Origin of the sequence: Mesorhizobium sp. M4B.F.Ca.ET.203.01.1.1, assembly GCF_004791025.1 — a bacterium.
Taxonomy (GTDB): Bacteria; Pseudomonadota; Alphaproteobacteria; order Rhizobiales; family Rhizobiaceae; genus Mesorhizobium; species Mesorhizobium abyssinicae.
The window spans coordinates 114,528-135,978 of record NZ_SRUO01000007.1 but is presented as its reverse complement, the minus strand read 5'-3'; the positions used below and the strand labels follow the sequence as shown (position 1 = coordinate 135,978).

The following is a 21,451-nucleotide window of genomic DNA, read 5'->3' as shown; positions in this document are numbered from 1 at the left end:
CATTCAGTCGCGCAGGACCATGCGGTCGCCGCGCACGTCGAAGCCCGACAGCGAGCCGATGAAGTTCATGCCGAGCAGGCTCTGGCCGAGCATCCCGGGCGCGGCGATCATCACGGCCATGTCCTTGCGCACAATGCCGCCGATCGCCACTTCGTCGGTCTTCACGGCGGCGGCGCGCGCCATGCCGTTGGCGGTCGAGACCGGTATGGTGAAGTTGAGCGTGGCCGGATTGAAGCCGGCGGCCTGGGCGTCCTCCGCGGTCAGCACGATGCTGGTTGCGCCGGTATCGACAACGGCTCGCACCGGCGCGCCGTTGATCAGGATGCGCGCCTCGAAATGGCCATTGTCGGCCTTGTCCAGGGTGACCGTGGCGTGACCGTCCTCCACGCCCAGCGCCAGCGGGCTGCCGGGGACAAGGCCCGCCGTCACCCGGCTGGCGACGTCCTGCAGCTCATAGCGGTATTGATAGCCGGCGATCAGCGCCAGCACGATGACGGCCCAGGTGCCGAGATTGCGGGCCATGTCGCCGAGCGGCCTGCCGGAGCGCAGCAGGCCGGCGCCGATCAGCGTGCCGAACGCGCCGAGCCAGATCAACCGGCTGAAATCGTAGTTGTCGACGCCAAACGTGCTGCCCGCCGAATCGTTGAGCATCAAAAGCAGCGCGCCGGCGCCGATCACCACCATCAGGATCCAGAACAGGCGGTTCATCGGTGTTGCCCCTTCACGACAACGCGTCGCGCTCGCGCGCCATCCGGGTGCGGCGGGTCTCCCGGCGCGGCCGCCGCTCCACCGTCTCCAGCCGTGCCGGCAACTCGGCCATGACAGCGCGGCGAACCTCCGGAGTCATCCCGATCCAGGCGGAGATCTCGTCGCGCGTGCGGCCGCAGCCGAAGCAGAAGCCGGTTTTCATGTCGATCGAACAGACCAGGATGCACGGGGATTCGATGGCCGTCATGATGTTCTCTTGCGCTACTTCCACATGGTGCAACGTCCATGCCAATGCAAGCCCCACGGAATGCGCCGCGCTTTGCTGCTTTCACGGCAAGCCCCGAAGGTTGTGCTGGCGCAGCAAGGCGGTTATGCCGCTCAAACCTTCCAGCAAACCATTGTAGGCCGCATGACCAGCGCATCGCCTTTCAACGATTTTCGCAACCTTCTGGCAAACCTGCCGCCGGCCGACCAGGCGGCCGAGGCGCGCGTGCGCGCGCTGTTTGCCAAGGCCGACAAGCCCAGGGCCTCGCTTGGCCGGGTCGAGGACATCGCTGCCTGGCTCGCTGCCTGGAGCGGGCAGGCGCCGCCGGCGGTCAGGCGGCCGCAGGTGGCGATCTTCGCCGGGAACCACGGCGTCACCCGCCATGCCGTCTCGCCGCGGCCGGTGGCGGCGACCGCCAATGCGGTGGAACTGTGCGCGGCCGGGGGAGCGGCGATCAACCAGGTCTGCATCGCCAACGACCTCGGCCTCAAGGTCTTCGACCTGGCGCTGGATGTTTCGACCGGAGACATCACCGAGGAAGCCGCGCTCGACGAACGCGGCTGCGCCGCCACCATGGCCTTCGGCATGGAAGCGGTCGCCGGCGGCGCCGATCTCCTTTGCCTCGGCGATCTCGGCGTCGGCAATTCCACCGTCGCCGCCGCTCTGTGCGCCGCGCTGTTCGGCGGCGCTGGTATCGATTGGGTCGGGCCCGGATCGGGCGCCGACGCGGCGATGATGGCGCGCAAGGCTGAAGCGGTCGATCGGGCGCTTGCCGTTCACGGCGCCGGCCTCGGCGATCCGCTCGAAGCCTTGCGGCGCGTCGGCGGCCGCGAGTTCGCGGCGATCGCCGGCGCCATCCTCGCTGCCCGCATGCAGAAGATCCCGGTGCTGCTGGACGGATTTGCGGCGACGGCGACGGCCGCTGTTCTGCACGCCGCCAACCCAGCGGCGATCGCCCACTGCCTGGTGGCCAGCCTGTCGCCGGAACCGGGACACGCCAGGGCAATCGAACGGCTTGGCCTGCGGCCGTTGCTCGATCTTGGCGTCAGCCATGGCGAAGCTGTGGGAGCAGGCCTTGCCGCCGGGCTGGTCAAGGCTGCCGCCCTCACCAGTTCCGGCATGGCGGCCGCGGCCCGGACCTAGCGCCGGCGCGCCGCGACCGTCTTGGTCGGCAGGGCCGGCAGTTCCTCCATCACCCGGCTGAGCGGGAAGATGGCGATCGCCTCGGTGCCCTCGCGCAGCTTGGAGTGAAGCTCGAATTCGCCGCCATGCATGGCGAGCAGGCCCTGCACGATCGGCAGGCCGAGGCCGGTGCCTTGCTCGGCGCTCTTGATGGCGATCGAACCCTGGCCGAAGGCTGAAAGCACGACCGGGATTTCTTCCTCCGGAATGCCCGGCCCATTGTCCTTGACCGAAATGTATTGCCCGCCGCCGGCGGTCCAGCCGACGCGCACGCGAACCTCGCCACCGGACGGCGTGAACTTGATGGCGTTGGACAGGAGGTTGAGCGCGATCTGCCGCACCGCGCGTTCGTCGGCGAACAGGCGCGGCAAGGTGGTTTCGAAATCCTGGATGACGCGGATGTCCTTGTTGCGAGCCTTCAACTCCATCATGTGGCAGCAGTCCTCGGCGATGGTGAGCAGCATCACCGGCTCCTCGTTGAGCTGGTAGCGGCCAGCCTCGATGCGCGACAGGTCGAGGATCTCGTTGATCAGGTCGAGCAGATGCTGGCCGGACTCGTGCACGTCATGAGCATAGTCGCGATAGGTGGGGTTGTTCATCGGGCCGAGCACTTCATTGGCCATCACTTCGGAAAATCCGAGAATGGCGTTGAGCGGGGTCCTGAGCTCATGGCTCATCGAGGCGAGGAAGCGCGACTTCGCCAGATTGGCATCCTCGGCCCGACGCCGCGCCTCGTCCGACATCGATTTCGCCGTCTCCACCTCGGCGATCAGCGCATCCTTCTCCGAACGGAATGACATCAGCATCAGCGAGGCCTGGTTGAGATTGCGCGCGACGTAGGCAAAGAAGGGCAGGGCGGTGACCAGCAGCGCGGCCATGATAACCTCGATCGGCAGCCACGTTCGTGCTCCGGCATAGGCATAGACGGCGACGGGAATCGCGAAGGTCGCCAGCAGCGCGCCGCCCAGCGAGGATGCCATCACTGCGGTGGCCGCCATGGCGACCAGAAGCACCATCGCCTTGACCACCTGGAACTGATCGATCTGGCAGGTGTCGCAACCGAACCAAGCGAACCAGGCCCAGCCAAGGCCGCACAGGAAATGCCCGATGAGGAAATCGCGCCGCGCCTGCGACGGATCGATCTGGGACGCTTCCGTCCGCTCGATGCGCCGCGCCATGAAGGCGACGATCGCGTAGCAAAGCAGGGTGAACAGCGCCCAGATGCCGATCTTCTTGTCGAGGCCGGCCAACAGGCCGGTCGCGGCGATCGCCAGCACCAGGATCGGTATGGCGGTCGCGCTGACCACCATGGTGCGGGCATGCAGCTTCAGGAGCTCGCGGTCGAAATCGAGATTGCCGGCCTGCTGCGAAAGACGGTCACGGGTTCTGCGCACCGCGCGCGCCACATCGCTGTTGCGATGCGGTTTCCTGCGGTCCACAATGAATTTGTCCGCTGTGTTTGAGCGTAGCAAAGGCATACAAACTTCAATTTCTGCGCGCAGCGATTTCAATTCGTTAAGCTACGTTCGAATGATTAAGAGACTGTTTGCCATATGAGCCGTTCCTGGTCGCCGAGGCCGCGCCGGCGATACGCTCCGCAGCCGCCTCGCAGCCTGTGGCGGCGGCTTTTCGACTATTGCCTGACCATAGTTCTGCTCGGTCTGCTGATCCTGCTCGCGGCCCGCCTCGACCGCTTCGAGACGCGCGAGGCCGCGGGCGCGGCGATCGTCAATGACGGCGATTCGATCACGCTAGGCGCCACGCGCATCCGCATGCGCGGCATCGACGCGCCGGAGTACCAGCAGACCTGCCGCAGGGGTGGCGCCGACTATGCGTGCGGCAAGCTCGCGCGGCAGTCGCTGGTGCAGCTGATAGGCGGCCGTCCCGTCTCCTGCAGCGGCTGGCAGCAGGACCGCTATGGCCGGCTGCTTGGCGACTGCAAGGCGGGCGGCGTCGACCTCAACCGCGCCCAGGTCGAGGCCGGCTGGGCCGTCGCCTATGGCGATTTCGAGACCGAGGAGGCCGGCGCCCGCGCCGGCAAGGCGGGCATCTGGGCCGGCACCTTCGACGAGCCGCAGGACTGGCGCGATACGCACGGCCACGGACTGGTCGAAAGGAAGCATGGCACCTTGGCCTCTATAGGAGACGCCTTGCGCGAGTTTTTCCGCTTCCGGTAAGGAGATGGAGCGAGATCGGATCGGGAGGATGACAATGAAGCTGTTCGACGGCGGCCGCGCCCCCAATCCGCGCAGGGTGCGGGTTTTCCTCGCCGAGAAAGGGATCGAGGTTCCGCTGGTGCCTGTCGACATGGGCGCGCTGGAGCACAAGCAGCAGGCCGTCAGTTCGCGCAACCCGCTGCAGCGCCTGCCGGTGCTCGAGCTCGACGACGGCACCATCATCACCGAATCCGTCGCCATCTGCCGCTATTTCGAGGAGCTTTATCCGGAGCCGCCTTTGTTCGGGCAAGGCGCGCTCGGCAAGGCGAAGGTCGCGATGTGGCAAAGGCGCATCGAGCTCAATCTGCTGAGCAGTGTCGCCCAGGCCTTTCGCCACATTCATCCGGCGATGAAGGAATGGGAGGTGCCGCAGGTCCCGGAGTGGGGCGAGGCGAACAAGCCGAAGGCGATCGAATTCCTGAAGCTGCTCGATGCCGAATTGGCGCAACGGGAATTCGCTGCTGGCGACAGCTACTCGATAGCCGACATCACCGGGCTGATCGCCATCGACTTCATGAAGCCGGCCCGCATCAGGGTGCCGGAGGAGTGCACCAATGTGCTGCGCTGGCACGCGGCGATCTCCAGCCGGCCGAGCGCGGCCGCCTGAGGCCCGGATGAGCGAAGCGCTGGAGAGACTGACGGCAAGGGTCCGCGCCTGCCGCATCTGCGTCGAGAAGCCGCTTGGCCGGCCATTGCCGCACGAGCCGCGCCCGGTGCTGCTTCCGTCATCGACAGCGCGCATCCTGCTTGCCAGCCAGGCGCCCGGCACCAAGGTCCATCTCTCGGGCATGCCGTTCACCGACGCCTCCGGCGACCGGCTGCGCAGCTGGCTTGGCGTAACCAGCGAGGAGTTCTACGACACGGACAAATTCGCAATCGTGCCGATGGGGTTCTGCTTTCCCGGCCAGGATGCCAAGGGCGCCGACCTGCCGCCGCGCCGCGAATGCGCGCCGGCGTGGCGCGCCGAACTGATGGCGCTGATGCCGCAAATCGATCTGGTGCTGACCATCGGCGGCTACGCGCAGTCCTGGCACATGGGCACGGCGCGGCAGTCCTCGTTGACGGAAACCGTCAGGAACTGGCGCGCGATATGGGATGCGCCGGCCGGCCCGACAGTGTTGCCGCTGCCGCATCCATCGTGGCGAAACACCGGCTGGCTGAAGAAGAATCCGTGGTTTGAAATGGATTTGCTGCCCTTCCTGAGGTCGGAAATCCGCTATCGCCTTGGTTAGGCATACAGCAAGAAAACACCCGCTTTCCGCCTGTCTGGCAGAATTTCTTTCTTGTGAAAGGCCAGAATAAAAGGGATTATGGACAAACTATTCCTCAAAGCGCACGCCACGCAAGCCGGGCGACATGCACTAACGGAGCATCCGATGGACCGCCTTGACCGAAAGATTCTGCGCCTCCTGCAGGAGGATGCGACATTGGCTGTCGCCGATGTCGCCAAGAAAGTCGGCCTGTCGACGACGCCTTGCTGGCGCCGCATCCAGAAGCTCGAGGAAGAGGGCGTCATCAAGCGGCGCGTCGCTATCCTCGACCACGAGAAGGTCAATGTGCGCGTCACCGTCTTCGTGTCGATCCGCACCAATTCGCACAGCCATGAATGGCTGCGGCGCTTCTCCGAGGTGATCCAGGAATTTCCGGAAGTGGTCGAATTCTACCGCATGAGCGGCGACGTCGACTATCTGCTGCGCGTGGTGGTGCCCGACATCGCCGCCTACGACGCCTTCTACAAGCGGCTGATCGCCAAGATCGAGATCCGCGACGTCTCGTCGTCCTTCGCCATGGAGCAGATCAAGTACACGACCGAGATTCCGCTCGACTACATGGTGCTGGATAAGGAAGCCGGCGCCAACGCGGCTTGAGGTGCTGATGCGTGGCCGTTCTCCGGAAAGGTCACGCAAGCCTGCCTAGTTCTTCTTTTTGTTGAGGAAACTCCAGGGCGAGCTGACCGGCAAGGTGACCGTGTCCGGCACCGAGTTGACGCTTGCCACCTCGGCCTTGCGCACCGTGTAGCCCGACTGGATGACCGAGACGCCATCGAGGATGAAGAGTTGGCTCTTCTCCATCCCCGGCTTCAGCACGCCAGTGATGGAGACCGGCTGGTAGGCCTCTGACATCTTGTAGGGATGTGCCGGCGTCACCAGCACGATCTGGTTGGGCGGCGGCGTCGGCATATGGCTGCAGGCGCCCGTCCACGGCACCAGCAGGAACTGGTAGACGAGGTCGCCGTCGCGATCGGTCGGCAGCGCGTAGCCGGCTAATTGAACGGTCTTGTCCTGGAGGCCCAGGGACAGAGTCTCGCCGTGGTCAGGCAGTTTCGCCGCGATCATCGGCATGTTGGCGTCTTCGGCGATCGCCTGCGTCGCCGGCCGCAGGTCCTTCCAGAAGATATGCGCGGTCTCGGCCGAGGCATCGGCGGCAATGGAAATAAGCAAAGCAGCGGAGAGCGCGATGGTTGATTTGAGATGCTTGCTCACTGGCTGCTTCCTTTGCACCTGAGTAAAGACGCCGCCGTCCCCGGCGTCAACGCTCGAGCCGCATCACATGCCGGCGCGAGCCCGCGGTGCCGATCTCGTGGAAGCCTCGCACCCGGAACATGTCGCGAAAACCCATGAAGCGGTAGCTTGGCGCTGCCTGGTCGACCGGATAGGCCTCGATCACGCGCGCGCCCCTGTCAAAGGCATGGTCAATCGCCGCGTCGAGCAGCGCCGCCGCGAGCCCGCCGCCGCGCAGGGCCCTCGGTACATAGAAGCAGACGATCGACCAGACGCCCGTTTCGCTGTCGTCCTGAAGCTTTGAGAGCCTGCGATAGGTCTCGCGCGGCGCGACCGAGCACCAGCCGGCCGGCTTGCCGTCGACTTCAGCGACGATGCCGACGGGCGTCCCGGTCTCAATCAGGCCCATCATCATGCGCTTCTTCTCGGCGTTCCGGACGTGCTCGCGGCTGGAATGGCGCCAGGCCATGCACCAGCAATATTTCGGCGCGCCCGGCTGTTCGAAAAGTTCCTCGAAATCCGCGCGTGTCGCGCGCGTCACCTCCGCGAAGCGGATTTCGGCGCCGTCAGCCTTTCCTGGCGGCGATCCGCTCGATCGTCTTGGCATTGGTCAGTTCCTTCACTGCGTCCTTGCCAATCCAGCGCGCCGTCTTGTCGGTCGACTGCGCCAGTCGTTCGGCGACAGCAAGGGCAGCGCCGCGCATTTCCATCGATCGTTTGCCGATCGAACGAAGAGCCCAGTTCACCGCCTTCTTCACGAAGTTTCGGCTGTCGGTGGCATGGGCCTCAATGACCGGCAGGAAGTCGAGGAAGGTCGCCACCGGCTCCTTCTTCCGGTGCACGACCGACCAAGCCATCATGGCAAAGGCCGTGCGTCGAACGAACTCGCGTTCGTCGGCGGCGAACTCGTTGATCAGTTCCCTCCAGGACTCTGTGTCGACGAAGAGATCGGAGACACCGTCGACGATATCCCACGAATCGAAAGACGCCGCCCATTGCCTCGCATCCGCGGCTGAAAACCGCTTCGGGTCGGCCGTGACGGAAGCGATGAACTGCGCTTCCATGATACCGGTTTGCCAGAGTTCGAAGGCACGTTCATGGTTGCGCTTGATCTTCCTGGCGATCTGCCGCTGCACGCCGTGCGGAATGCCAAGCGCACGCTCGATCTTGATGCCGTAGCGCAGCATGCCGTGGCGATTTTCCTCCGAGCCGACCGAGCGCAGATACGCGACGATTTCGTCGGCGCTCGATTGGGGCGAAAGCTCGGCCATCGCGTTCTCTATTTTTCCAGGCGAGCGAGCAGCGAGGATGTGTCCCAGCGCCGGCCTCCCATCGCCTGCACATCCTTGTAGAACTGGTCGACGAGCGCGGTCACCGGCAGCCTGGCGCCGTTGCGGTCGGCCTCCGCCAGGCAGATGCCGAGGTCCTTGCGCATCCAGTCGACGGCGAAGCCGAAATCGTATTTGCCGGCATTCATCGTCTTGTGGCGGTTCTCCATCTGCCAGGAACCGGCAGCGCCCTTGGAGATCACCTCGATCACCTTCTCGATGTCGAGCCCGGCCTTCTTGCCGAAATGGATGCCCTCGGCCAGCCCCTGGACGAGACCGGCGATGGTGATCTGGTTGATCATCTTGGTGAGTTGGCCGGCGCCCGCCGGCCCCATCAGCCCGACCATGCGGGCGAAAGCCTCGATGACGGGTTTCGCCTTGTCGAAAGCTGCCTGCTCGCCGCCCACCATGACGGTGAGCACGCCGTTCTCGGCGCCGGCCTGGCCGCCGGAGACCGGCGCGTCGAGGAAGGAGAAGCCGCCCCTTCGGGCGGCTTCATCCAGCTCGCGCGCGACCTCGGCCGATGCGGTGGTGTTGTCGATGAAGACGGAGCCCTTCTTCATCGAGGCGAAGGCGCCCTTGGCACCGGTCGTGACCGAGCGCAGGTCGTCATCATTGCCGACGCAGGAGAAAACAAAATCCTTGCCGTCGGCCGCTTCGGCCGGCGTCAGCGCCAGCTTGCCGCCGTGCTGGGCAACCCATTGCTCGGCCTTGGCCGTGGTGCGGTTGTAGACGGTGACGTCGTGGCCACCCTTGTTCCTGAGGTGCCCGGCCATCGGATAGCCCATGACGCCAAGACCGAGAAATGCCACCGATGCCATGAGCTTGCCTTCCAAAACGGGAACCAGATTTTGCTGGCGCAAGCTCTAGGCCATGCGGTGAATTCGTCAAGGCGCGGAGCGCTCGATCGACTGGTGCAGAAAGGCGGTTTCGATCAGCGCTTGAGGTGAATGGTGATCCGACGTTCGATCCATTCGATCGCGTGGCGCAGCACCTCGACAATCACCAGATACACGACGGCGACCCAGATATAGGCCTGGATATCGAAGGTGCGCGCGTAGGTAAGTTTTGCCATGCCCATCAGGTCGTACACGGTGATAATGGCGACGATCGCGGACGCTTTGATCATCAGGATAAGCTCGTTGCCATACGGCCGCAGCGCGACGACCAATGCTTGCGGCAGGATGATCTTCCACAACGTCTGCAATTTGTGCAGGCCGAGCGAAGCGGCACCCTCCCATTGGCCCCTTGGCACGCTTTCGATGGCGCCGCGTAGGATTTCAGCCTGATAGGCAGCCGTGTTCAGGGCAAAGGCAAAGACGCCGCAGTTGAACGCCTCACGGAAGAAGCCCCACAGCCCAACCATTTCGAGTTGCGGCTTGAACGAGCCGACCCCGTAATAGACCAGAAAAGTCTGGACGAGCAGCGGCGTTCCGCGAAAGAAATAGACGTAACAATAGGCAAGACCTGACAAGACCCGGTTCTTCGACATGCGTGCATAGGCGACTGGAAGTGACAGTATGGCGCCAAGGACAATCGAAATGCCAACCAGCGAAAGCGTGACGCCGAGCCCTTGCAGGTAGCTCGGGCCGTACTTGGCAAAGAGTTCGCTGTTCCAGGCGAAAGCCAGATAGGCGACAATGCCGCCGCCAGCGGCAACCCAGACGCCTATCAGCACGTAGCCGACAATTCGGGAACGCGGCCAGCCGCGTGCTCGCGGGGGCGGCCGTTCCACAACGTTTTTGGCGTCGGCCGCAACGCTCATCGCCGCGCGTCCCGCTGGGCGAGCGAGCGCTGTATGGCGCCGGTGGCAAAGGATGAAATAACCGCCAAGATAAGAAATACCGCGGCGGCCACACTGAAGAACAGGAATGTGTGTTTGGTGACGCGTGCGGCCACGCCAGCCTGACGGAGCGTTTCAGCCAAACCGACCACCGACACCAGCGACGTGTCCTTGAGCAGGCTCAGCCAGCAATTCTCCAGGCCCGGAAAGGCGATGCGAACCAATTGCGGCAAAATCACTTTGCGCATCGTTTGCCCGTATGAAAGGCCAACTGCATAGCCGCCCTCATATTGGCCCTTTGGGATGGCCCGGAACGCTGAAAGGAATACCTCGCTAGCATAAGCCGAAAAGATGATGGCAAGCACGATCATGCCGGCGACGAAGGCGTTAACGTCGATGGTCGCCTCGGGTCTTACCAGTCTGATGAGATATTGCAGGATCAACGGGCCGCCGAAAAAAAACAGAAACAGCGTCACCAGTTCAGGCAATCCACGGAAGATCGTAGTGTAGATGTTGGCGGCGATGCGCAGCGAGGGTTCCTCGGATTGTTTTCCCAGCGCTACGAAAAAGCCAATCGTCAAACCGATTGGAAGAGTTGCGAGAGCCAAAAGAACCGTGACAGCAGCACCTGAGGCGATGTCGTCGAGCCAACCATCAGGCCCCCAACTGAGAAGCGTCCATACGCTCTGCTGCATCCGCCTGCCTGTCCCCACTTGCCTGAAGACCGTGCATCACTCCTGATGCGCGGCATCCTCGTGGGAACGGCGGGAACATCCCCGCCGTCCCTGTCGTCAATCCCGGCGGATCAGGAATCGCCGCCGTAGACGTCGAACTTGAAGTACTTGTCGTTGATTTCCTTGTATTTTCCGTTGGCACGGATGGCGTCGATCGCGGCATTGAACTGGTTGACCAGGTCGGTCTCGCCCTTGCGTACGGCAATGCCGGCGCCCGGACCGTGGATCTCGACGACCGGCTTGATCGCCCCGATCAACTTGCAGCAAGCGCCGTCGGGCGAATCCAGCCACTGCTGCAGCACGACGATGTCGTCATTGGCGGCGTCGAGGCGGCCATTGGCGAGATCGAGCTGATATTCCTGCGCGGTCGGATAGGGCTTCACCGTGCTGTCGGTGTAGGTCTTGGTCGAATAGTTGAAATGCGTCGTCGAAGCCTGCACGCCGATCGTCTTGCCGGCCAGGTCTTCCTTGGTCACACCCTTGATGTCGCTGTCCTTCGGCGCGACGATCGCCGGGGGCGTGTTGTAGTATTTGTGGGTGAAATCGACCTTCTCGGCGCGTTCCGGCGTGATCGACATCGAGGCGATGATGGCGTCGAACTTGCCGGCCTGCAGTGCCGGGATAATGCCGTCCCAATCCTGGGCTACGAAGGTGCACTTCACCTTCATCTCGTCGCAGAGCGCCTTGGCGATGTCGACGTCGAAGCCCACGAGCTGGCCGTCGGCGGTCAGGTTGTTGAAGGGCGGATAGGCTCCCTCCGTACCGATCCGCAATGTCTTTTCCTGAGCCTGGGCAACGCCAAGTGTCAGCAGCGCGGCCGATGCGGCGAGCGCGATACGCAGTGCAATACGCATGTTAGTCCTCTCATATTGTCCGGGCCGCTGTTCCGTGCGGCTCTGTGAGCGGTGCTTTTGACCGCCCGCTGGCGGCGATACTCCCACTCTTTCCCCGAAAAAAGCAACTGCAAAACAGTAGGCTGCAGGCTTGGCAGTTGCGGCCGAAGATGACGCTAGGTTAGAGGCCGGGAACAAGTTTAGCGGCGGCTGAAAGTTATTTCGCCGGCGCGCTCAGCGCCGCAGGCCCGAGACGCCTTCGACGAAGTCCGCTATCGATGCGACGTCGTCGAGATCGAAGACCGGCAGGCTCCCGCCTTCGGCGGCGAAGTCCGCGGCAATGGCGACGATGTTGGGATCGCTGGCCGACAGCGGCGTCCTGTCCTTGGCGTCGAGCCGCCGCGTCTCGATCTTCTTGTGCGCTTCGCGCTTGTAGCCTTCGACCAGCACGATATCCGACGGCGCCAGCCGCGCCAGGATCGCCTCGAGCGTCGGCTCCTCCTCATTGCGCAATTCGTGCATCAGCGCCCAGCGCCGACCGGACACGACCGCGACCTCGGTCGCGCCGGCCTGGCGGTGGCGGAAGGAGTCCGCGCCAGGCTTGTCGATGTCGAAATCATGATGGGCGTGCTTCACGGTCGAGACCGTCCAGCCGCGCCGCGCCAACTCGGCGACCAGCTTCTCGGTCAGTGTGGTCTTGCCGGAATTCTTCCAGCCGGTGATGCCAAAAACGCGCCTGTTCATTGCTCGATGCTCTGCAACAGTCGCTCGGCGATCGCAAGATCGTCCGGCGTGTTGATGTTGAAGAAGGGATCGATCGCATGTCCGCCGGATGCCGGCATTGGAAACTCCACCTCGACGACGCCGTGGCGGTCGATGAAGGCAGAGACCCGCCGGTTGTCCTCGTCGACCAGGAACCGGCGCAAGGCATCATGAACGTCGAGCGGCCAGAGCGCGAATGTCGGGTGCCGCCTGCCGCCTGAGCTGGCGACAGCGATCGATCCGGGCTTTGAGTCGGCGGCCGCAGCCAGTCGCTCGACCAGATTTTTGGGGAAAAAGGGCGTATCGCCGGCAACCGTGACCACGGCATCGCAGCCGATCGACGCCCACTCGATGCCGGTCAGGATGCCGGCCAGCGGTCCCGCATGCCCCTCCACCGTATCGGCAAGCACGGGCAGCCCGAAGCTGGCGAAGCGCGTCGGGTCGCCATTGGCGCTTAGCGCCAGCGGTCCGGTCTGCGGAGCAAGACGCTTGACGACATGGTCGAGCACGCTGCGGCCACCAAGCTCGAGCAGGGTCTTGTCGCCGCCGCCCATGCGCCGCGACTGGCCGCCGGCCAGGATGATGCCCGCTATGTTGCGATCCATTGTCCGCTGTCTCTTGCCGCCCGGAATTGCCGCCAGCAGGCGCTTCCCCAAGGCTTGGTCCTATATGCCGTCCGGCGCCATGTCAGGTCCAGCGCTTTCGGCGGCGGTCTGCCGCCGGCCGACGATGCGTTCGCGATAGAGCGCGTAGAGGCCGGAGCCGACGATGATGGTGGCGCCGATGACCATCGGCAGGTCCGGAATGTCGCCGAAGATGACGAGGCCGAGCAGGATCGACCAGAGCAGGGCGGTGTAGCGGAACGGCGCGATGAAGGAGATGTCGCCGGAGCGCATTGCCATGATGATGAACTGGTAGCCGATGAGCACCAGCACCGCGGCGAGCGCCAGGAGCGCGGTGGCCCTGCCGCTCATCGGCGTCCAGCCGCCCATCGGGGCGAGCAGCGCCGCACCCAGCACCGTCATGGCCAGCGCCGTGGCGGTCGATACCAGAAGCGTCGGGATCGCTTGCGGGATGCGCCTGGTGGAGAGATCGCGCACCGCGCAGCAGGCGACGCTCGCCAGCGCCAGCAGCGAATAGATGCTGAAGCCTTCGAAGCCCGGCCTCACGATGACCAGCACCCCGGCGAAGCCGACGGCAATCGCCAGCCAGCGCCGCCAGCCGACACCTTCGCCGAAGAAAAGCGCCGCGCCCATGGTCACTGCCAGCGGCAGCGCCTGCAGCACCGCCGAGACGTTGGCGATCGGCAGGTGCGCCAGCGCGACCAGGAACGAGACCGTGGCGCCGGCTTCGCCGGCCACGCGCATCGCCACCATCGGCTGCAGCATGGACCGTGGCGCTGCCAGCGCGCCGCGTTGCCAGGCAAGCAGACCGACGAACAGCGAGGCGAAGGCGCCGCGGATCAGCATGACCTGCGCCATGTTCATCGATTCGGAGGAGAATTTGGTGATCGCGTCGTTGAGGGTGAAGCCGACCATGGCCACCATCATGAACAGCGCGCCGCGCAGGTTTGGCGAAAGAGGCAAGGGCGTCACCGGTTGTGCTTTGGATCAGCCTCTATCAGCCGGCCGCAAAACAGCAACGCCAAAGCACTGGGCCACGGTTTGTCGCCGTGGCCCGCAAAGATCGGCGCGAAGGCGAAAGGGCTTATTTCGGCGTCAGCACTTCGGTGCCGCTGCTTTCCTTGCCGGCGATGGTCCAGAGGCCGTGCAGCGAGCCGTCTTCCTCGACCTTGTAGACGACGAGGCCGATCTCCTTGCCCATCACATAGCCGGCGGAGAAAGCATTGTCGTTGCGCATGCAGATGCCGTCGGACGACGATCCGCCGGTTTCCCAATGGATGGTGCAGGTCGTCTCGCTGGTCAGCGTGATGGTCGCCTCGCCACCATAGGCGGAGCCGTCGAAATTGGTGCCGGCGACCGTATAGTTGCCGCCGATCGACTGCGCCGCCCCCGGTGCCGCCGCAAAGCCGAGCATTGCAAGAGCAAGAATGAATTTGCGCATGTTGCATTCCCCCTGTGAGTGAAAAAATCACGTCCACTGGAAGGCTAGGCTGGAACATCGAGTCGGTAAATCGGCCGCCCTTTGGCGGGCGAGGATTATTTCGTGGTGTGGCGCAAAATGCTCACGGCCCCTTGAGGCTTCCGGCAATGACGCCAACAAGCGGATCGTATTTCGATTTCAGAGCTTGCGAATACTCGATCCAGACCGTGCGGATGACGCCGTCCTTTCCGAACAGGCGTCGCTCGTAGAAGATCTTGCCGTCCTTGATGCCGGACAGCACCGCCCAATCCTTGCCGGCCTTGCTGTAGGTGATCTTGTAGCCTGGCTCGGCGCTGGCCTTCTCGGAGGAGACAAAGCTTTTCGGCGTGTCGTCATCGACGTTGAGGATGCCAGAGCAGATCAGGCTGGCTCCGTCGGGCGCGCTCCATTGCTGCCCGTCGCCATTCTCCGGCTCGGGCTCGCGAATGCTGAAGATCTCGTCCGGAAAGGTGCAGACGGTGCCAAAGCGCTGATTGGTGTAGGTGAACGGCGCGGCGCTGGCTGCCGCTGCGATGCTCAACGCTGCGATGGCCAGGGTCGGGAAAAGGTGCTTCAAGCCAGTCTCCAGCCAATGACGGAGGCGATCCTTGCCTCAATGGCGGAAAAGATCAGCCGCCGGTGACGCTCATATGCCGGGACACCGCCGGCCGGCTGGTGCGGCGGTCGATGACGAAGTCATGGCCCTTGGGCTTGCGCCCGATCGCCTCCTCGATTGCCGCGGAGACCAGCTCGTTGCCTTCGGACGCACGCAACGGCGCGCGCAAGTCGGCGGCGTCTTCCTGACCGAGGCACATATAGAGGGTGCCGGTGCAGGTCAGCCTGACGCGGTTGCAGTTTTCGCAGAAATTATGCGTCATCGGGGTGATGAAGCCTAGCCTGCCGCCGGTCTCGGCGACATGGACGTAACGGGCCGGGCCGCCGGTCTTGTAGGGGATGTCGCTCAGCGTGAACTGGCGCTCGAGCTGGGCCCTGAGCAACGACAGCGGCAGGTACTGGTCGGTGCGGTCGGCGTCGATTTCGCCCATCGGCATGGTTTCGATGACGGTGAGGTCCATGCCACGGCCATGCGCCCAGCGCATCATCTCGGGCAGTTCCTCGTCGTTGAAGTCTTTCAGCGCCACCGCGTTGAGCTTGACCTTCAGCCCGGCCGCCTGGGCGGCGTCGATGCCTTCCATGACCTTGCCGAGATGGCCCCAGCGGGTGATCTGGTGGAACTTGTCGGCGTCGAGCGTGTCCAGCGAGACGTTGATGCGCTCGACCCCGCAATCGGCGAGCTCGGCGGCGAAGCGCGACAGCTGCGAGCCGTTGGTGGTCAGCGTCAGCTCTTCCAGCGCGCCGCTCTTCAGATGCCGCGACAGCTGGCGCACGAGGTGCATGATGTTCTTGCGCACCAGCGGCTCGCCGCCGGTGAGGCGCAGTTTCCGCACGCCCTTTTCGATGAAGACGGTGCAGAGCCGGTCGAGCTCTTCAAGCGACAGGAGATCCTTCTTGGGCAGGAAGGTCATGTCCTCGGCCATGCAATAGGTGCAGCGGAAATCGCAGCGGTCGGTGACCGACACGCGCAGGTAGCTGATCGTTCGACCGAAAGGATCGATCATGTCCATGCTTTTGCGTTTCCCGTGGCCGCGAACGGCGTCGTTATATACCGCTATGTGATACGATACGGCCTTTCATTCAAGATAGCCGGTCTTGATCTTTGGTAACATTCCCCCACCGACATCGCGTGTCGGCCGCCCTGCAATGGCCTTTTCGCCTGCGGCGAAGCAGCGTAGGGAAGGGTGGAAATGACGCAGGAACGATCCGCATGACAGCGCCGAAGGAACTCCGGGTCTCGAAGGACCGCAAGCTGCTTACCGTCACCTTTCCGGACCATCATCCGTTCGAATTGCCGGCCGAGCTGCTGCGCGTGCTGTCGCCCTCGGCGGAAGTGCAGGGCCATTCGCCGGAGCAGCGCGTCACCGTGCCCGGCAAGCGCAATGTCGCCATCCTCAAGATCGAGCCGGTCGGCAATTATGCGGTGCGCATCACTTTCGACGACTTCCACGACACCGGCATCTACACGTGGAACTACCTGCATGCGCTTGGTCACGAGAAGGAGGCGCGCTGGAATGCCTATCTCGCCGAATTGACCGAGAAAGGCCTCGGTCGCGACCGTTAGGTCTTGCCATCCGCCTTGTCGTCAAGGCGTCATGGATGTGGAGTAGCGCCGGCAAAGGTTCGGAGACGAAACAGATGTCTGTCATCACATCAGTCGAACAGCTTGAAGCGCTCTACGGCATTCCGGGCGAAGCCTCGATCGTCAAGGAACTCGACCACATCATTCCCGAATACGCCGCCTTCATCGAGACCTCGCCCTTCGCCGCACTGGCGACCGCCGGGCCGGAGGGGCTCGACTGCTCGCCGCGCGGCGACCTCGGCGGCTTCGTGCGCATCCACGATCCGAAGACACTGATGATGCCGGACCGCCGCGGCAACAATCGCGCCGATTCGCTGAAGAACATCCTGCGCGATCCGCGCGTCGGCCTGCTGTTTCTGGTGCCGGGGTCCGGCACCACGCTGCGCGTCAACGGCCGTGCTCATATCACCACCGACGCCGAGGTCTGCGCCTCGTTCACCGTAGACGGCAAGCCGGCGCGTTCGGTCACGGTGATTGCGGTCGATTCGGTCTATTTCCAGTGCGCCCGCGCCATCGTCCGGTCGGAGCTCTGGAACCCGGCGAAACATGTCGATCCGAAATCGCTGCCGACGCCCGGCCGGATCCTCGAGGTCACCAGCCGCCAGAGCATCGACGGCGAGACCTATGACAAGGAATGGCCAGAGCGGGCAAAGAAGACGATGTGGTAGGTGCGTTGCTATTCAGGTGAGGCCGGCCTGACCTGAATCTCAACACTCCTGGAGAGCGCCCGGCGCTCAGGCTTCCTTCAGCACATCGGCGATCTTGCGCATCTGCTCGCCGATCATGTCGCACTGCTCCGCAGTCGACTGGCTCATAGCCTTCTCGATCAGCGCCATGTGAACCTTCAGCGCCTGCATCAGCAGGGCTTCGCCTTCCACGGTCAGGCTGAGCCTGAGCACGCGCTTGTCCTTCTCGTCGCCCTCGCGGCGCAGCAAGCCGCGGGTTTCCAGTTGCGGCAGCAGCATGGTGATGTTGGAACGGCCGACCAAGAGCTTGCGGGCTAGGTCATGCTGCGACATGCCGGGATGGCGGTAGAGGTTCATCAGCACGTCGAGCTGCGCCGGCTTGAGATCCAGCGGCACCAGCTTCACTGCCAGCGTGCGCTCCACCACATGGCAGGCACGCGCCACCGCGACCCAGTTGCGAAAGCGCGGGTTGTCCCAGGGCAGGTCTTGTTTAATGTTCATGTTTGAACTATTATGTTCATGCTTGAACGAATGGATGGATCGCCACTATGGCATCATTTGGACTGAAGGTCATCCGGGGCGTGTTCGGCGCGGCCGAGCATGTGGCGCCCCGCCTCAGCGGCCGGGCCGCGTTCGAATTGTTCTGCCGCACGCCCAATGTGAAAGCCCTCAGCGACGGCGAACGCCGCGCCGTAGACCGGGCTGCGGCCTTCATGACCGAGGCGCGCCATCACCGGCTGAAAACGAAGACCGGCTGCGTCATGGTGCATGAATTCCGATCCGAGCCCGGCAGGGCGGCCGCCGGCACCGTGCTCGTCATCCATGGCTGGCGCTCGCGCACCGAATACATGCGCACGCTGATCGAAGGCTATCGCCGGGCGGGCTACAGGGTCGTCTCGCTCGACCTGCCGGGCCACGGCCAGTCGCAGGGCCGCCGCCTGAACATGGTCAATGCGGTCGAGGCGGCGAAGGTCGCCGGCGAATGGTTCGGGCCATTCAGTGCGATCGTCGGCCATTCCTTCGGCGGCGCCGTTGCCGCCAACGCCGTCGCCGGTTCCGTCAGGGGCATCCAGCCCGTTGCCGCCGACAGGCTGGTGCTGATCGCGGCGCCGAGTTCCTTGCCGGCGATCTTCGCCGACTTCAGCCGCATGCTCAATGTCGGTCCGCGTTCGCAGCTTGCCATGGCCGACCGCGTCGAAAAGCTCTCCGGCAGGCCGCTCGGCGAATTCACCGGCGACCGCCAGCTAGCGGAAGCGCTGGTGCCGACGCTGGTCATCCATGCGCCCGACGACCGCGAGGTCTCGGCCGACCATGCCACGCGCTATGCCGGCGCCGGCGATCACGTCAGCCTGCATTGGGCCGACGGGCTCGGCCATCGCCGCATCCTCGCCGACAAGGGCGTGGTCGAACACGCCGTCCGCTTCGCGATCGGGCATGGCGAATCGACGCTCATGCATTGAAGCGCGGTCAGTCGGCATTCTTCTTCTGCCCGGGCTCGACCGGCAGCCCGGCCGCTTTCCAGGCGGTGAAACCGCCGAGGATGTGCTTGACCGGTGAAAGCCCCATGTCCTGCGCCGTCTTGGTGGCCAGGGCCGAGCGCCAGCCGCCGGCGCAGAAGAAGACAAAACTCTTGCCCGAGGCGAAGAACGGCTTGTGGTAGGGGCTTTCCGGATCGATCCAGAATTCCAGCATGCCGCGCGTCACATGCCTGGCGCCTGGTATCCTGCCGTCGCGCTCGACTTCGCGCGGATCGCGCAGGTCGACGAAGATCGTATCCTCGTCCTCGATCAGCCCCGCCGCTTCCTCCGGCGAAACCACCTCGATCTCGGCATTGGCCTCATCGAGCAGTTGTCGATATCCCTTTTTCACCGGCGCATACCTCTCGAGGCTGGTCTTGAGGATTTCCAGCACAACGGCCGACGTTTGTCACGCCGCGCCGAGGCCGGCGATGCGCCTATGCCTCCATCGCCCGGCCGTCTCCACAACCGTCCGGCATCGTCCCCCGGCGGAGCCGGACCGGGGGCTGATTCGTCGCCGGCGCCGCCTCGATCACGGACTGCTGCGCCAGCGCCCGATGCAACCGGTACAGGCCAAAGCCGGTTCGCCCAAGGCCGTCACAAACTTGTGAAACTGTTCTGCAACAGGCGCGCCGAAATTTATGGAAGCTTAACGAAATCGGTATGAATCGGTATAATCGCGCCTTACATCCGCCATGCGGTGGGCGTGACCGTCTAGCGGCGCGGAACGGGAGCCGGTTCACAACCGGAGCGGGTGATCATGAGAATTTTCGGAAACAAGGCCACGGTGATGCCGCTTGCGGTCGCTGCGGCGCTGAGCCTCGGCATGCCGCAGGCGAGCGCACAGGGCCTGTTCGACATGCTGTTCGGTGGCGGCGTCCGGCATAACCCGCAAGGCGAATTCCCGCCGCCGCCCAAGCCGAAGCCCAACAAGGTGCCGGGTGGCGGCGGCTCCAAGATCAGCAGCCCGTCCTACTACACCTACAAGGCCGACCGTCTGGTGCGTGTCGACTTCGCCGCGCTGACGTCGTCGCCGGCGCCGGCAGCGGCAACGGAGCCGGAGAAGCCACAGGACGCAGCCTTCGTGCCGTCGGTGACCGGCAATGCCTTCCATGAGGCGATCGCCGGACTCGGAGACTATGAGCTTTATGCCGAGCCCTACATCGCCAAGGCGCTGATCGCTTATTACTCGGCCAACCCGGATTTCATCTGGGTGACGGATACAGCTCCGAACAGCCGCGCGCAGGATGCGGTGCGGGTACTTGGCGAGGCGGCGAGCTACGGCCTGACGCCCGCCGACTATACGGTCGACGTTCCAGCCGCGTCATCCCCGGCCAGCGCGAACGAGCGCCTGAAGGAGCTCGTCCGCTTCGAGATGGCGCTGTCGGCGCGCGTGCTGCGCTATGCCCATGATGCCCAGAGCGGCCGCGTCGAACCCAATCGCATGACCGGCTACTATGATTTCCCGGCCAAGCCGCTGGACATGGAAGGCGTTCTGAAGACGCTGGCGCATACGCAGGAGGTGCGCACTTATCTGGAATCGCGACACCCGCAGAACCCGGAGTATCAGGCGCTGCGCGTCGAGCTGGAAGCGCTGCAGGCGAGCGAGGAGAACGAGATCGTCGTCGATCCCAAGCTGTTGCTGAAGCCCGGCGAGAGCAGCCCCGAACTGCCGAAGCTTTTGACGCTGATCGCGCGCAACCTCGACGACGAGATGGGCGGCGACTATGGCGACGTCCTCGCCAGGCTGGGCAAGAGCGAACTCTACGATCCAGAGCTGGTGCCGGTCATCAAGGCGGTGCAGAAGCGGGCCGGCATGAAGGGCGACGGCGTCATCGGGCCGCGCACGGTCGCTTCGCTGGCCGGAACCTCCAAGGCCGACAAGGTCACCAAGGTCAAGGTCGCGCTGGAAGAACTGCGCTGGCTGCCTTCCGACCTCGGTAGTCCGCGCGTCTTCATCAACCAACCGGCCTTCACCGCCAGCTACATCGACAATGGCGAAGAGAAGCTGAAGACCCGCGTCGTCGTCGGCAAGGTCACCAACCAGACCGCTTTCTTCTACGACCAGATCGAGCAGGTCGATTTCCATCCCTATTGGGGTGTGCCGCAGTCGATCATCGTCAACGAGATGCTGCCCAGGCTGCGCAACGATCCCGGCTATCTCGACCGCGCCGGCTACGAGGTGACTGATTCGAGCGGGCGGCGCGTGCCGTCATCGGCGGTCAATTGGGGCGCCTACGGCGCCAACATTCCCTACAGCGTGCGCCAGCAGCCGAGCGAGGCCAATGCTCTGGGCGAGCTGAAGATCCTGTTCCCCAACAAGCATGCCATCTACATGCACGACACGCCGCAGAAGTCCTTCTTCGAGCGCGACATGCGGGCGCTGAGCCATGGCTGCGTGCGCCTGCAGGACCCGCGCGGCATGGCGGCGGCGGTGCTCGGTACCTCGGTCGACTATGTCGCCGAGAAGCTGAAGCACGGGCATTCGACCGAAAAGGTGACCCGCACCATCCCGGTCTATGTCGCCTATTTCACCGCGTGGCCCGACCTGGCCGGCAATGTCGAATACTTCGACGACGTCTATGATCGCGACACGCGGCTGATGCAGGCGCTCGACGCGACCGAGGCAGTGCGGTCTCCGGCGAGCTAGTCGGCAC

General features: G+C 64.1%; 26 protein-coding genes and 1 pseudogene. 9 read left to right on the top strand and 18 right to left on the bottom strand.

Annotation, left to right across the window (positions count from 1 at the left end):
* Positions 1 to 3: 3 nt before the first annotated feature.
* Entirely contained in the window at positions 4 to 708 is a 705-nt protein-coding gene (locus tag EN846_RS17395; RefSeq protein WP_127310972.1) for a TIGR02281 family clan AA aspartic protease, read from the bottom strand.
* A 13-nt stretch (positions 709 to 721) separates the two neighbouring features.
* Positions 722 to 955 carry a DUF1289 domain-containing protein gene (locus EN846_RS17390; protein ID WP_127286247.1) on the bottom strand — a complete coding sequence of 78 codons (234 nt, stop codon included), beginning with the start codon at positions 953 to 955 and terminating at the stop codon, positions 722 to 724.
* A 162-nt stretch (positions 956 to 1,117) separates the two neighbouring features.
* Between EN846_RS17390 and EN846_RS17385 the strand changes: the two genes are divergently transcribed.
* Positions 1,118 to 2,116 carry a nicotinate-nucleotide--dimethylbenzimidazole phosphoribosyltransferase gene (locus EN846_RS17385; protein ID WP_128346901.1) on the top strand — a complete coding sequence of 333 codons (999 nt, stop codon included), beginning with the start codon at positions 1,118 to 1,120 and terminating at the stop codon, positions 2,114 to 2,116.
* Here the strand turns inward: EN846_RS17385 and EN846_RS17380 are convergent.
* Positions 2,113 to 3,633, bottom strand: coding sequence for a HAMP domain-containing sensor histidine kinase (locus EN846_RS17380; RefSeq protein WP_127391882.1), 1,521 nt, complete (start codon positions 3,631 to 3,633; stop codon positions 2,113 to 2,115). The two genes, EN846_RS17385 and EN846_RS17380, sit on opposite strands and share 4 nt — an antisense overlap.
* A gap of 75 nt (positions 3,634 to 3,708) precedes the next feature.
* On the opposite strand from EN846_RS17380, the gene EN846_RS17375 reads away from it, so the two are divergent.
* From EN846_RS17375 to EN846_RS17360, 4 genes and pseudogenes are all read left to right on the top strand, one after another.
* On the top strand, positions 3,709 to 4,332 hold the full coding sequence (locus EN846_RS17375) for a thermonuclease family protein (RefSeq protein ID WP_135858432.1): 624 nt from the start codon (positions 3,709 to 3,711) through the stop codon (positions 4,330 to 4,332).
* 34 nt (positions 4,333 to 4,366) lie between these two features.
* Positions 4,367 to 4,978 (top strand): glutathione S-transferase, encoded by a 612-nt coding sequence (locus EN846_RS17370; RefSeq protein ID WP_127391883.1) that lies wholly within the window; start codon positions 4,367 to 4,369, stop codon positions 4,976 to 4,978.
* Positions 4,979 to 4,985: 7 nt separating this feature from the next.
* Positions 4,986 to 5,603, top strand: a pseudogene (locus tag EN846_RS17365) (uracil-DNA glycosylase family protein); the annotation flags it as partial.
* Between the two features lie 144 nt (positions 5,604 to 5,747).
* Entirely contained in the window at positions 5,748 to 6,239 is a 492-nt protein-coding gene (locus EN846_RS17360) for an Lrp/AsnC family transcriptional regulator (protein WP_126054500.1), read from the top strand.
* A gap of 45 nt (positions 6,240 to 6,284) precedes the next feature.
* Here the strand turns inward: EN846_RS17360 and EN846_RS17355 are convergent, their stop codons facing one another.
* The 13 genes from EN846_RS17355 to moaA all read right to left on the bottom strand — a co-directional run bounded on the left by EN846_RS17355 (position 6,285) and on the right by moaA (position 16,019).
* Positions 6,285 to 6,854: a DUF3299 domain-containing protein gene (locus EN846_RS17355; protein WP_127391885.1), complete on the bottom strand. Its 570-nt coding sequence runs from the start codon at positions 6,852 to 6,854 to the stop codon at positions 6,285 to 6,287.
* 46 nt (positions 6,855 to 6,900) lie between these two features.
* A complete protein-coding gene (locus EN846_RS17350) occupies positions 6,901 to 7,479 on the bottom strand; it encodes a GNAT family N-acetyltransferase (protein WP_127391886.1) in 579 nt (192 codons plus the stop codon).
* Positions 7,439 to 8,143 (bottom strand): DNA alkylation repair protein, encoded by a 705-nt coding sequence (locus EN846_RS17345; protein ID WP_127391887.1) that lies wholly within the window; start codon positions 8,141 to 8,143, stop codon positions 7,439 to 7,441. Before EN846_RS17345 ends, EN846_RS17350 begins: the two co-directional genes overlap by 41 nt.
* 8 nt (positions 8,144 to 8,151) lie before the next feature.
* A complete protein-coding gene (locus EN846_RS17340) occupies positions 8,152 to 9,021 on the bottom strand; it encodes an NAD(P)-dependent oxidoreductase (RefSeq protein WP_127391888.1) in 870 nt (289 codons plus the stop codon).
* A 113-nt stretch (positions 9,022 to 9,134) separates the two neighbouring features.
* A complete protein-coding gene (locus tag EN846_RS17335; protein WP_127311153.1) occupies positions 9,135 to 9,965 on the bottom strand; it encodes an ABC transporter permease in 831 nt (276 codons plus the stop codon).
* Positions 9,962 to 10,678, bottom strand: coding sequence for an ABC transporter permease (locus EN846_RS17330; protein ID WP_127287048.1), 717 nt, complete (start codon positions 10,676 to 10,678; stop codon positions 9,962 to 9,964). Before EN846_RS17330 ends, EN846_RS17335 begins: the two co-directional genes overlap by 4 nt.
* A gap of 110 nt (positions 10,679 to 10,788) precedes the next feature.
* Complete coding sequence (locus EN846_RS17325; protein ID WP_127287049.1) at positions 10,789 to 11,571, bottom strand: ABC transporter substrate-binding protein; 783 nt, start codon at positions 11,569 to 11,571, stop codon at positions 10,789 to 10,791.
* A 213-nt stretch (positions 11,572 to 11,784) separates the two neighbouring features.
* Positions 11,785 to 12,294 carry a molybdopterin-guanine dinucleotide biosynthesis protein B gene (gene mobB / locus EN846_RS17320; RefSeq protein WP_127287050.1) on the bottom strand — a complete coding sequence of 170 codons (510 nt, stop codon included), beginning with the start codon at positions 12,292 to 12,294 and terminating at the stop codon, positions 11,785 to 11,787.
* Complete coding sequence (gene mobA / locus EN846_RS17315; protein ID WP_127391889.1) at positions 12,291 to 12,917, bottom strand: molybdenum cofactor guanylyltransferase MobA; 627 nt, start codon at positions 12,915 to 12,917, stop codon at positions 12,291 to 12,293. The genes mobB and mobA overlap by 4 nt, the downstream gene beginning before the upstream one ends.
* A gap of 60 nt (positions 12,918 to 12,977) precedes the next feature.
* Positions 12,978 to 13,898: a DMT family transporter gene (locus EN846_RS17310; RefSeq protein ID WP_127391890.1), complete on the bottom strand. Its 921-nt coding sequence runs from the start codon at positions 13,896 to 13,898 to the stop codon at positions 12,978 to 12,980.
* A gap of 121 nt (positions 13,899 to 14,019) precedes the next feature.
* Positions 14,020 to 14,376 carry a hypothetical protein gene (locus EN846_RS17305; protein WP_127391891.1) on the bottom strand — a complete coding sequence of 119 codons (357 nt, stop codon included), beginning with the start codon at positions 14,374 to 14,376 and terminating at the stop codon, positions 14,020 to 14,022.
* A 121-nt stretch (positions 14,377 to 14,497) separates the two neighbouring features.
* Positions 14,498 to 14,971 carry a hypothetical protein gene (locus tag EN846_RS17300; protein ID WP_127283138.1) on the bottom strand — a complete coding sequence of 158 codons (474 nt, stop codon included), beginning with the start codon at positions 14,969 to 14,971 and terminating at the stop codon, positions 14,498 to 14,500.
* A 52-nt stretch (positions 14,972 to 15,023) separates the two neighbouring features.
* Positions 15,024 to 16,019, bottom strand: a complete 996-nt coding sequence (gene moaA / locus EN846_RS17295; protein WP_127391892.1) for a GTP 3',8-cyclase MoaA — start codon at positions 16,017 to 16,019, stop codon at positions 15,024 to 15,026.
* Positions 16,020 to 16,219: 200 nt separating this feature from the next.
* On the opposite strand from moaA, the gene EN846_RS17290 reads away from it, so the two are divergent.
* Positions 16,220 to 16,573 (top strand): DUF971 domain-containing protein, encoded by a 354-nt coding sequence (locus EN846_RS17290; protein ID WP_127283136.1) that lies wholly within the window; start codon positions 16,220 to 16,222, stop codon positions 16,571 to 16,573.
* 74 nt (positions 16,574 to 16,647) lie between these two features.
* A complete protein-coding gene (locus tag EN846_RS17285; RefSeq protein ID WP_127391893.1) occupies positions 16,648 to 17,259 on the top strand; it encodes a pyridoxamine 5'-phosphate oxidase family protein in 612 nt (203 codons plus the stop codon).
* Between the two features lie 66 nt (positions 17,260 to 17,325).
* Here the strand turns inward: EN846_RS17285 and EN846_RS17280 are convergent, their stop codons facing one another.
* Positions 17,326 to 17,778: a MarR family transcriptional regulator gene (locus EN846_RS17280; protein ID WP_127283134.1), complete on the bottom strand. Its 453-nt coding sequence runs from the start codon at positions 17,776 to 17,778 to the stop codon at positions 17,326 to 17,328.
* 47 nt (positions 17,779 to 17,825) lie between these two features.
* On the opposite strand from EN846_RS17280, the gene EN846_RS17275 reads away from it, so the two are divergent.
* A complete protein-coding gene (locus EN846_RS17275; protein ID WP_128346617.1) occupies positions 17,826 to 18,737 on the top strand; it encodes an alpha/beta fold hydrolase in 912 nt (303 codons plus the stop codon).
* Between the two features lie 7 nt (positions 18,738 to 18,744).
* Here EN846_RS17275 and EN846_RS17270 read toward each other — a convergent pair whose 3' ends face one another.
* Entirely contained in the window at positions 18,745 to 19,146 is a 402-nt protein-coding gene (locus EN846_RS17270; RefSeq protein WP_127394087.1) for a rhodanese-like domain-containing protein, read from the bottom strand.
* Positions 19,147 to 19,554: 408 nt separating this feature from the next.
* Between EN846_RS17270 and EN846_RS17265 the strand changes: the two genes are divergently transcribed.
* Positions 19,555 to 21,444 carry a murein L,D-transpeptidase gene (locus EN846_RS17265; RefSeq protein WP_128346618.1) on the top strand — a complete coding sequence of 630 codons (1,890 nt, stop codon included), beginning with the start codon at positions 19,555 to 19,557 and terminating at the stop codon, positions 21,442 to 21,444.
* Positions 21,445 to 21,451: the final 7 nt, after the last annotated feature.

Bases quoted from the DNA above. Each gene is read 5' to 3' on its own strand.
- EN846_RS17385 (WP_128346901.1), top strand. From the start codon at position 1,118: ATGACCAGCGCATCGCCTTTCAACGATTTTCGCAACCTTCTGGCAAAC.
- EN846_RS17325 (WP_127287049.1), bottom strand. From the start codon at position 11,571: ATGCGTATTGCACTGCGTATCGCGCTCGCCGCATCGGCCGCGCTGCTG.
- EN846_RS17285 (WP_127391893.1), top strand. From the start codon at position 16,648: ATGTCTGTCATCACATCAGTCGAACAGCTTGAAGCGCTCTACGGCATT.
- EN846_RS17360 (WP_126054500.1), top strand. From the start codon at position 5,748: ATGGACCGCCTTGACCGAAAGATTCTGCGCCTCCTGCAGGAGGATGCG.
- EN846_RS17380 (WP_127391882.1), bottom strand. From the start codon at position 3,633: ATGCCTTTGCTACGCTCAAACACAGCGGACAAATTCATTGTGGACCGC.
- mobA (WP_127391889.1), bottom strand. From the start codon at position 12,917: ATGGATCGCAACATAGCGGGCATCATCCTGGCCGGCGGCCAGTCGCGG.
- EN846_RS17265 (WP_128346618.1), top strand. From the start codon at position 19,555: ATGAGAATTTTCGGAAACAAGGCCACGGTGATGCCGCTTGCGGTCGCT.
- moaA (WP_127391892.1), bottom strand. From the start codon at position 16,019: ATGGACATGATCGATCCTTTCGGTCGAACGATCAGCTACCTGCGCGTG.
- EN846_RS17275 (WP_128346617.1), top strand. From the start codon at position 17,826: ATGGCATCATTTGGACTGAAGGTCATCCGGGGCGTGTTCGGCGCGGCC.
- EN846_RS17345 (WP_127391887.1), bottom strand. From the start codon at position 8,143: ATGGCCGAGCTTTCGCCCCAATCGAGCGCCGACGAAATCGTCGCGTAT.
- EN846_RS17375 (WP_135858432.1), top strand. From the start codon at position 3,709: ATGAGCCGTTCCTGGTCGCCGAGGCCGCGCCGGCGATACGCTCCGCAG.
- EN846_RS17350 (WP_127391886.1), bottom strand. From the start codon at position 7,479: ATGCCAAGACGATCGAGCGGATCGCCGCCAGGAAAGGCTGACGGCGCC.
- EN846_RS17340 (WP_127391888.1), bottom strand. From the start codon at position 9,021: ATGGCATCGGTGGCATTTCTCGGTCTTGGCGTCATGGGCTATCCGATG.
- EN846_RS17395 (WP_127310972.1), bottom strand. From the start codon at position 708: ATGAACCGCCTGTTCTGGATCCTGATGGTGGTGATCGGCGCCGGCGCG.
- EN846_RS17390 (WP_127286247.1), bottom strand. From the start codon at position 955: ATGACGGCCATCGAATCCCCGTGCATCCTGGTCTGTTCGATCGACATG.
- EN846_RS17330 (WP_127287048.1), bottom strand. From the start codon at position 10,678: ATGCAGCAGAGCGTATGGACGCTTCTCAGTTGGGGGCCTGATGGTTGG.
- mobB (WP_127287050.1), bottom strand. From the start codon at position 12,294: ATGAACAGGCGCGTTTTTGGCATCACCGGCTGGAAGAATTCCGGCAAG.
- EN846_RS17280 (WP_127283134.1), bottom strand. From the start codon at position 17,778: ATGAACATTAAACAAGACCTGCCCTGGGACAACCCGCGCTTTCGCAAC.
- EN846_RS17305 (WP_127391891.1), bottom strand. From the start codon at position 14,376: ATGCGCAAATTCATTCTTGCTCTTGCAATGCTCGGCTTTGCGGCGGCA.
- EN846_RS17335 (WP_127311153.1), bottom strand. From the start codon at position 9,965: ATGAGCGTTGCGGCCGACGCCAAAAACGTTGTGGAACGGCCGCCCCCG.
- EN846_RS17370 (WP_127391883.1), top strand. From the start codon at position 4,367: ATGAAGCTGTTCGACGGCGGCCGCGCCCCCAATCCGCGCAGGGTGCGG.
- EN846_RS17290 (WP_127283136.1), top strand. From the start codon at position 16,220: ATGACAGCGCCGAAGGAACTCCGGGTCTCGAAGGACCGCAAGCTGCTT.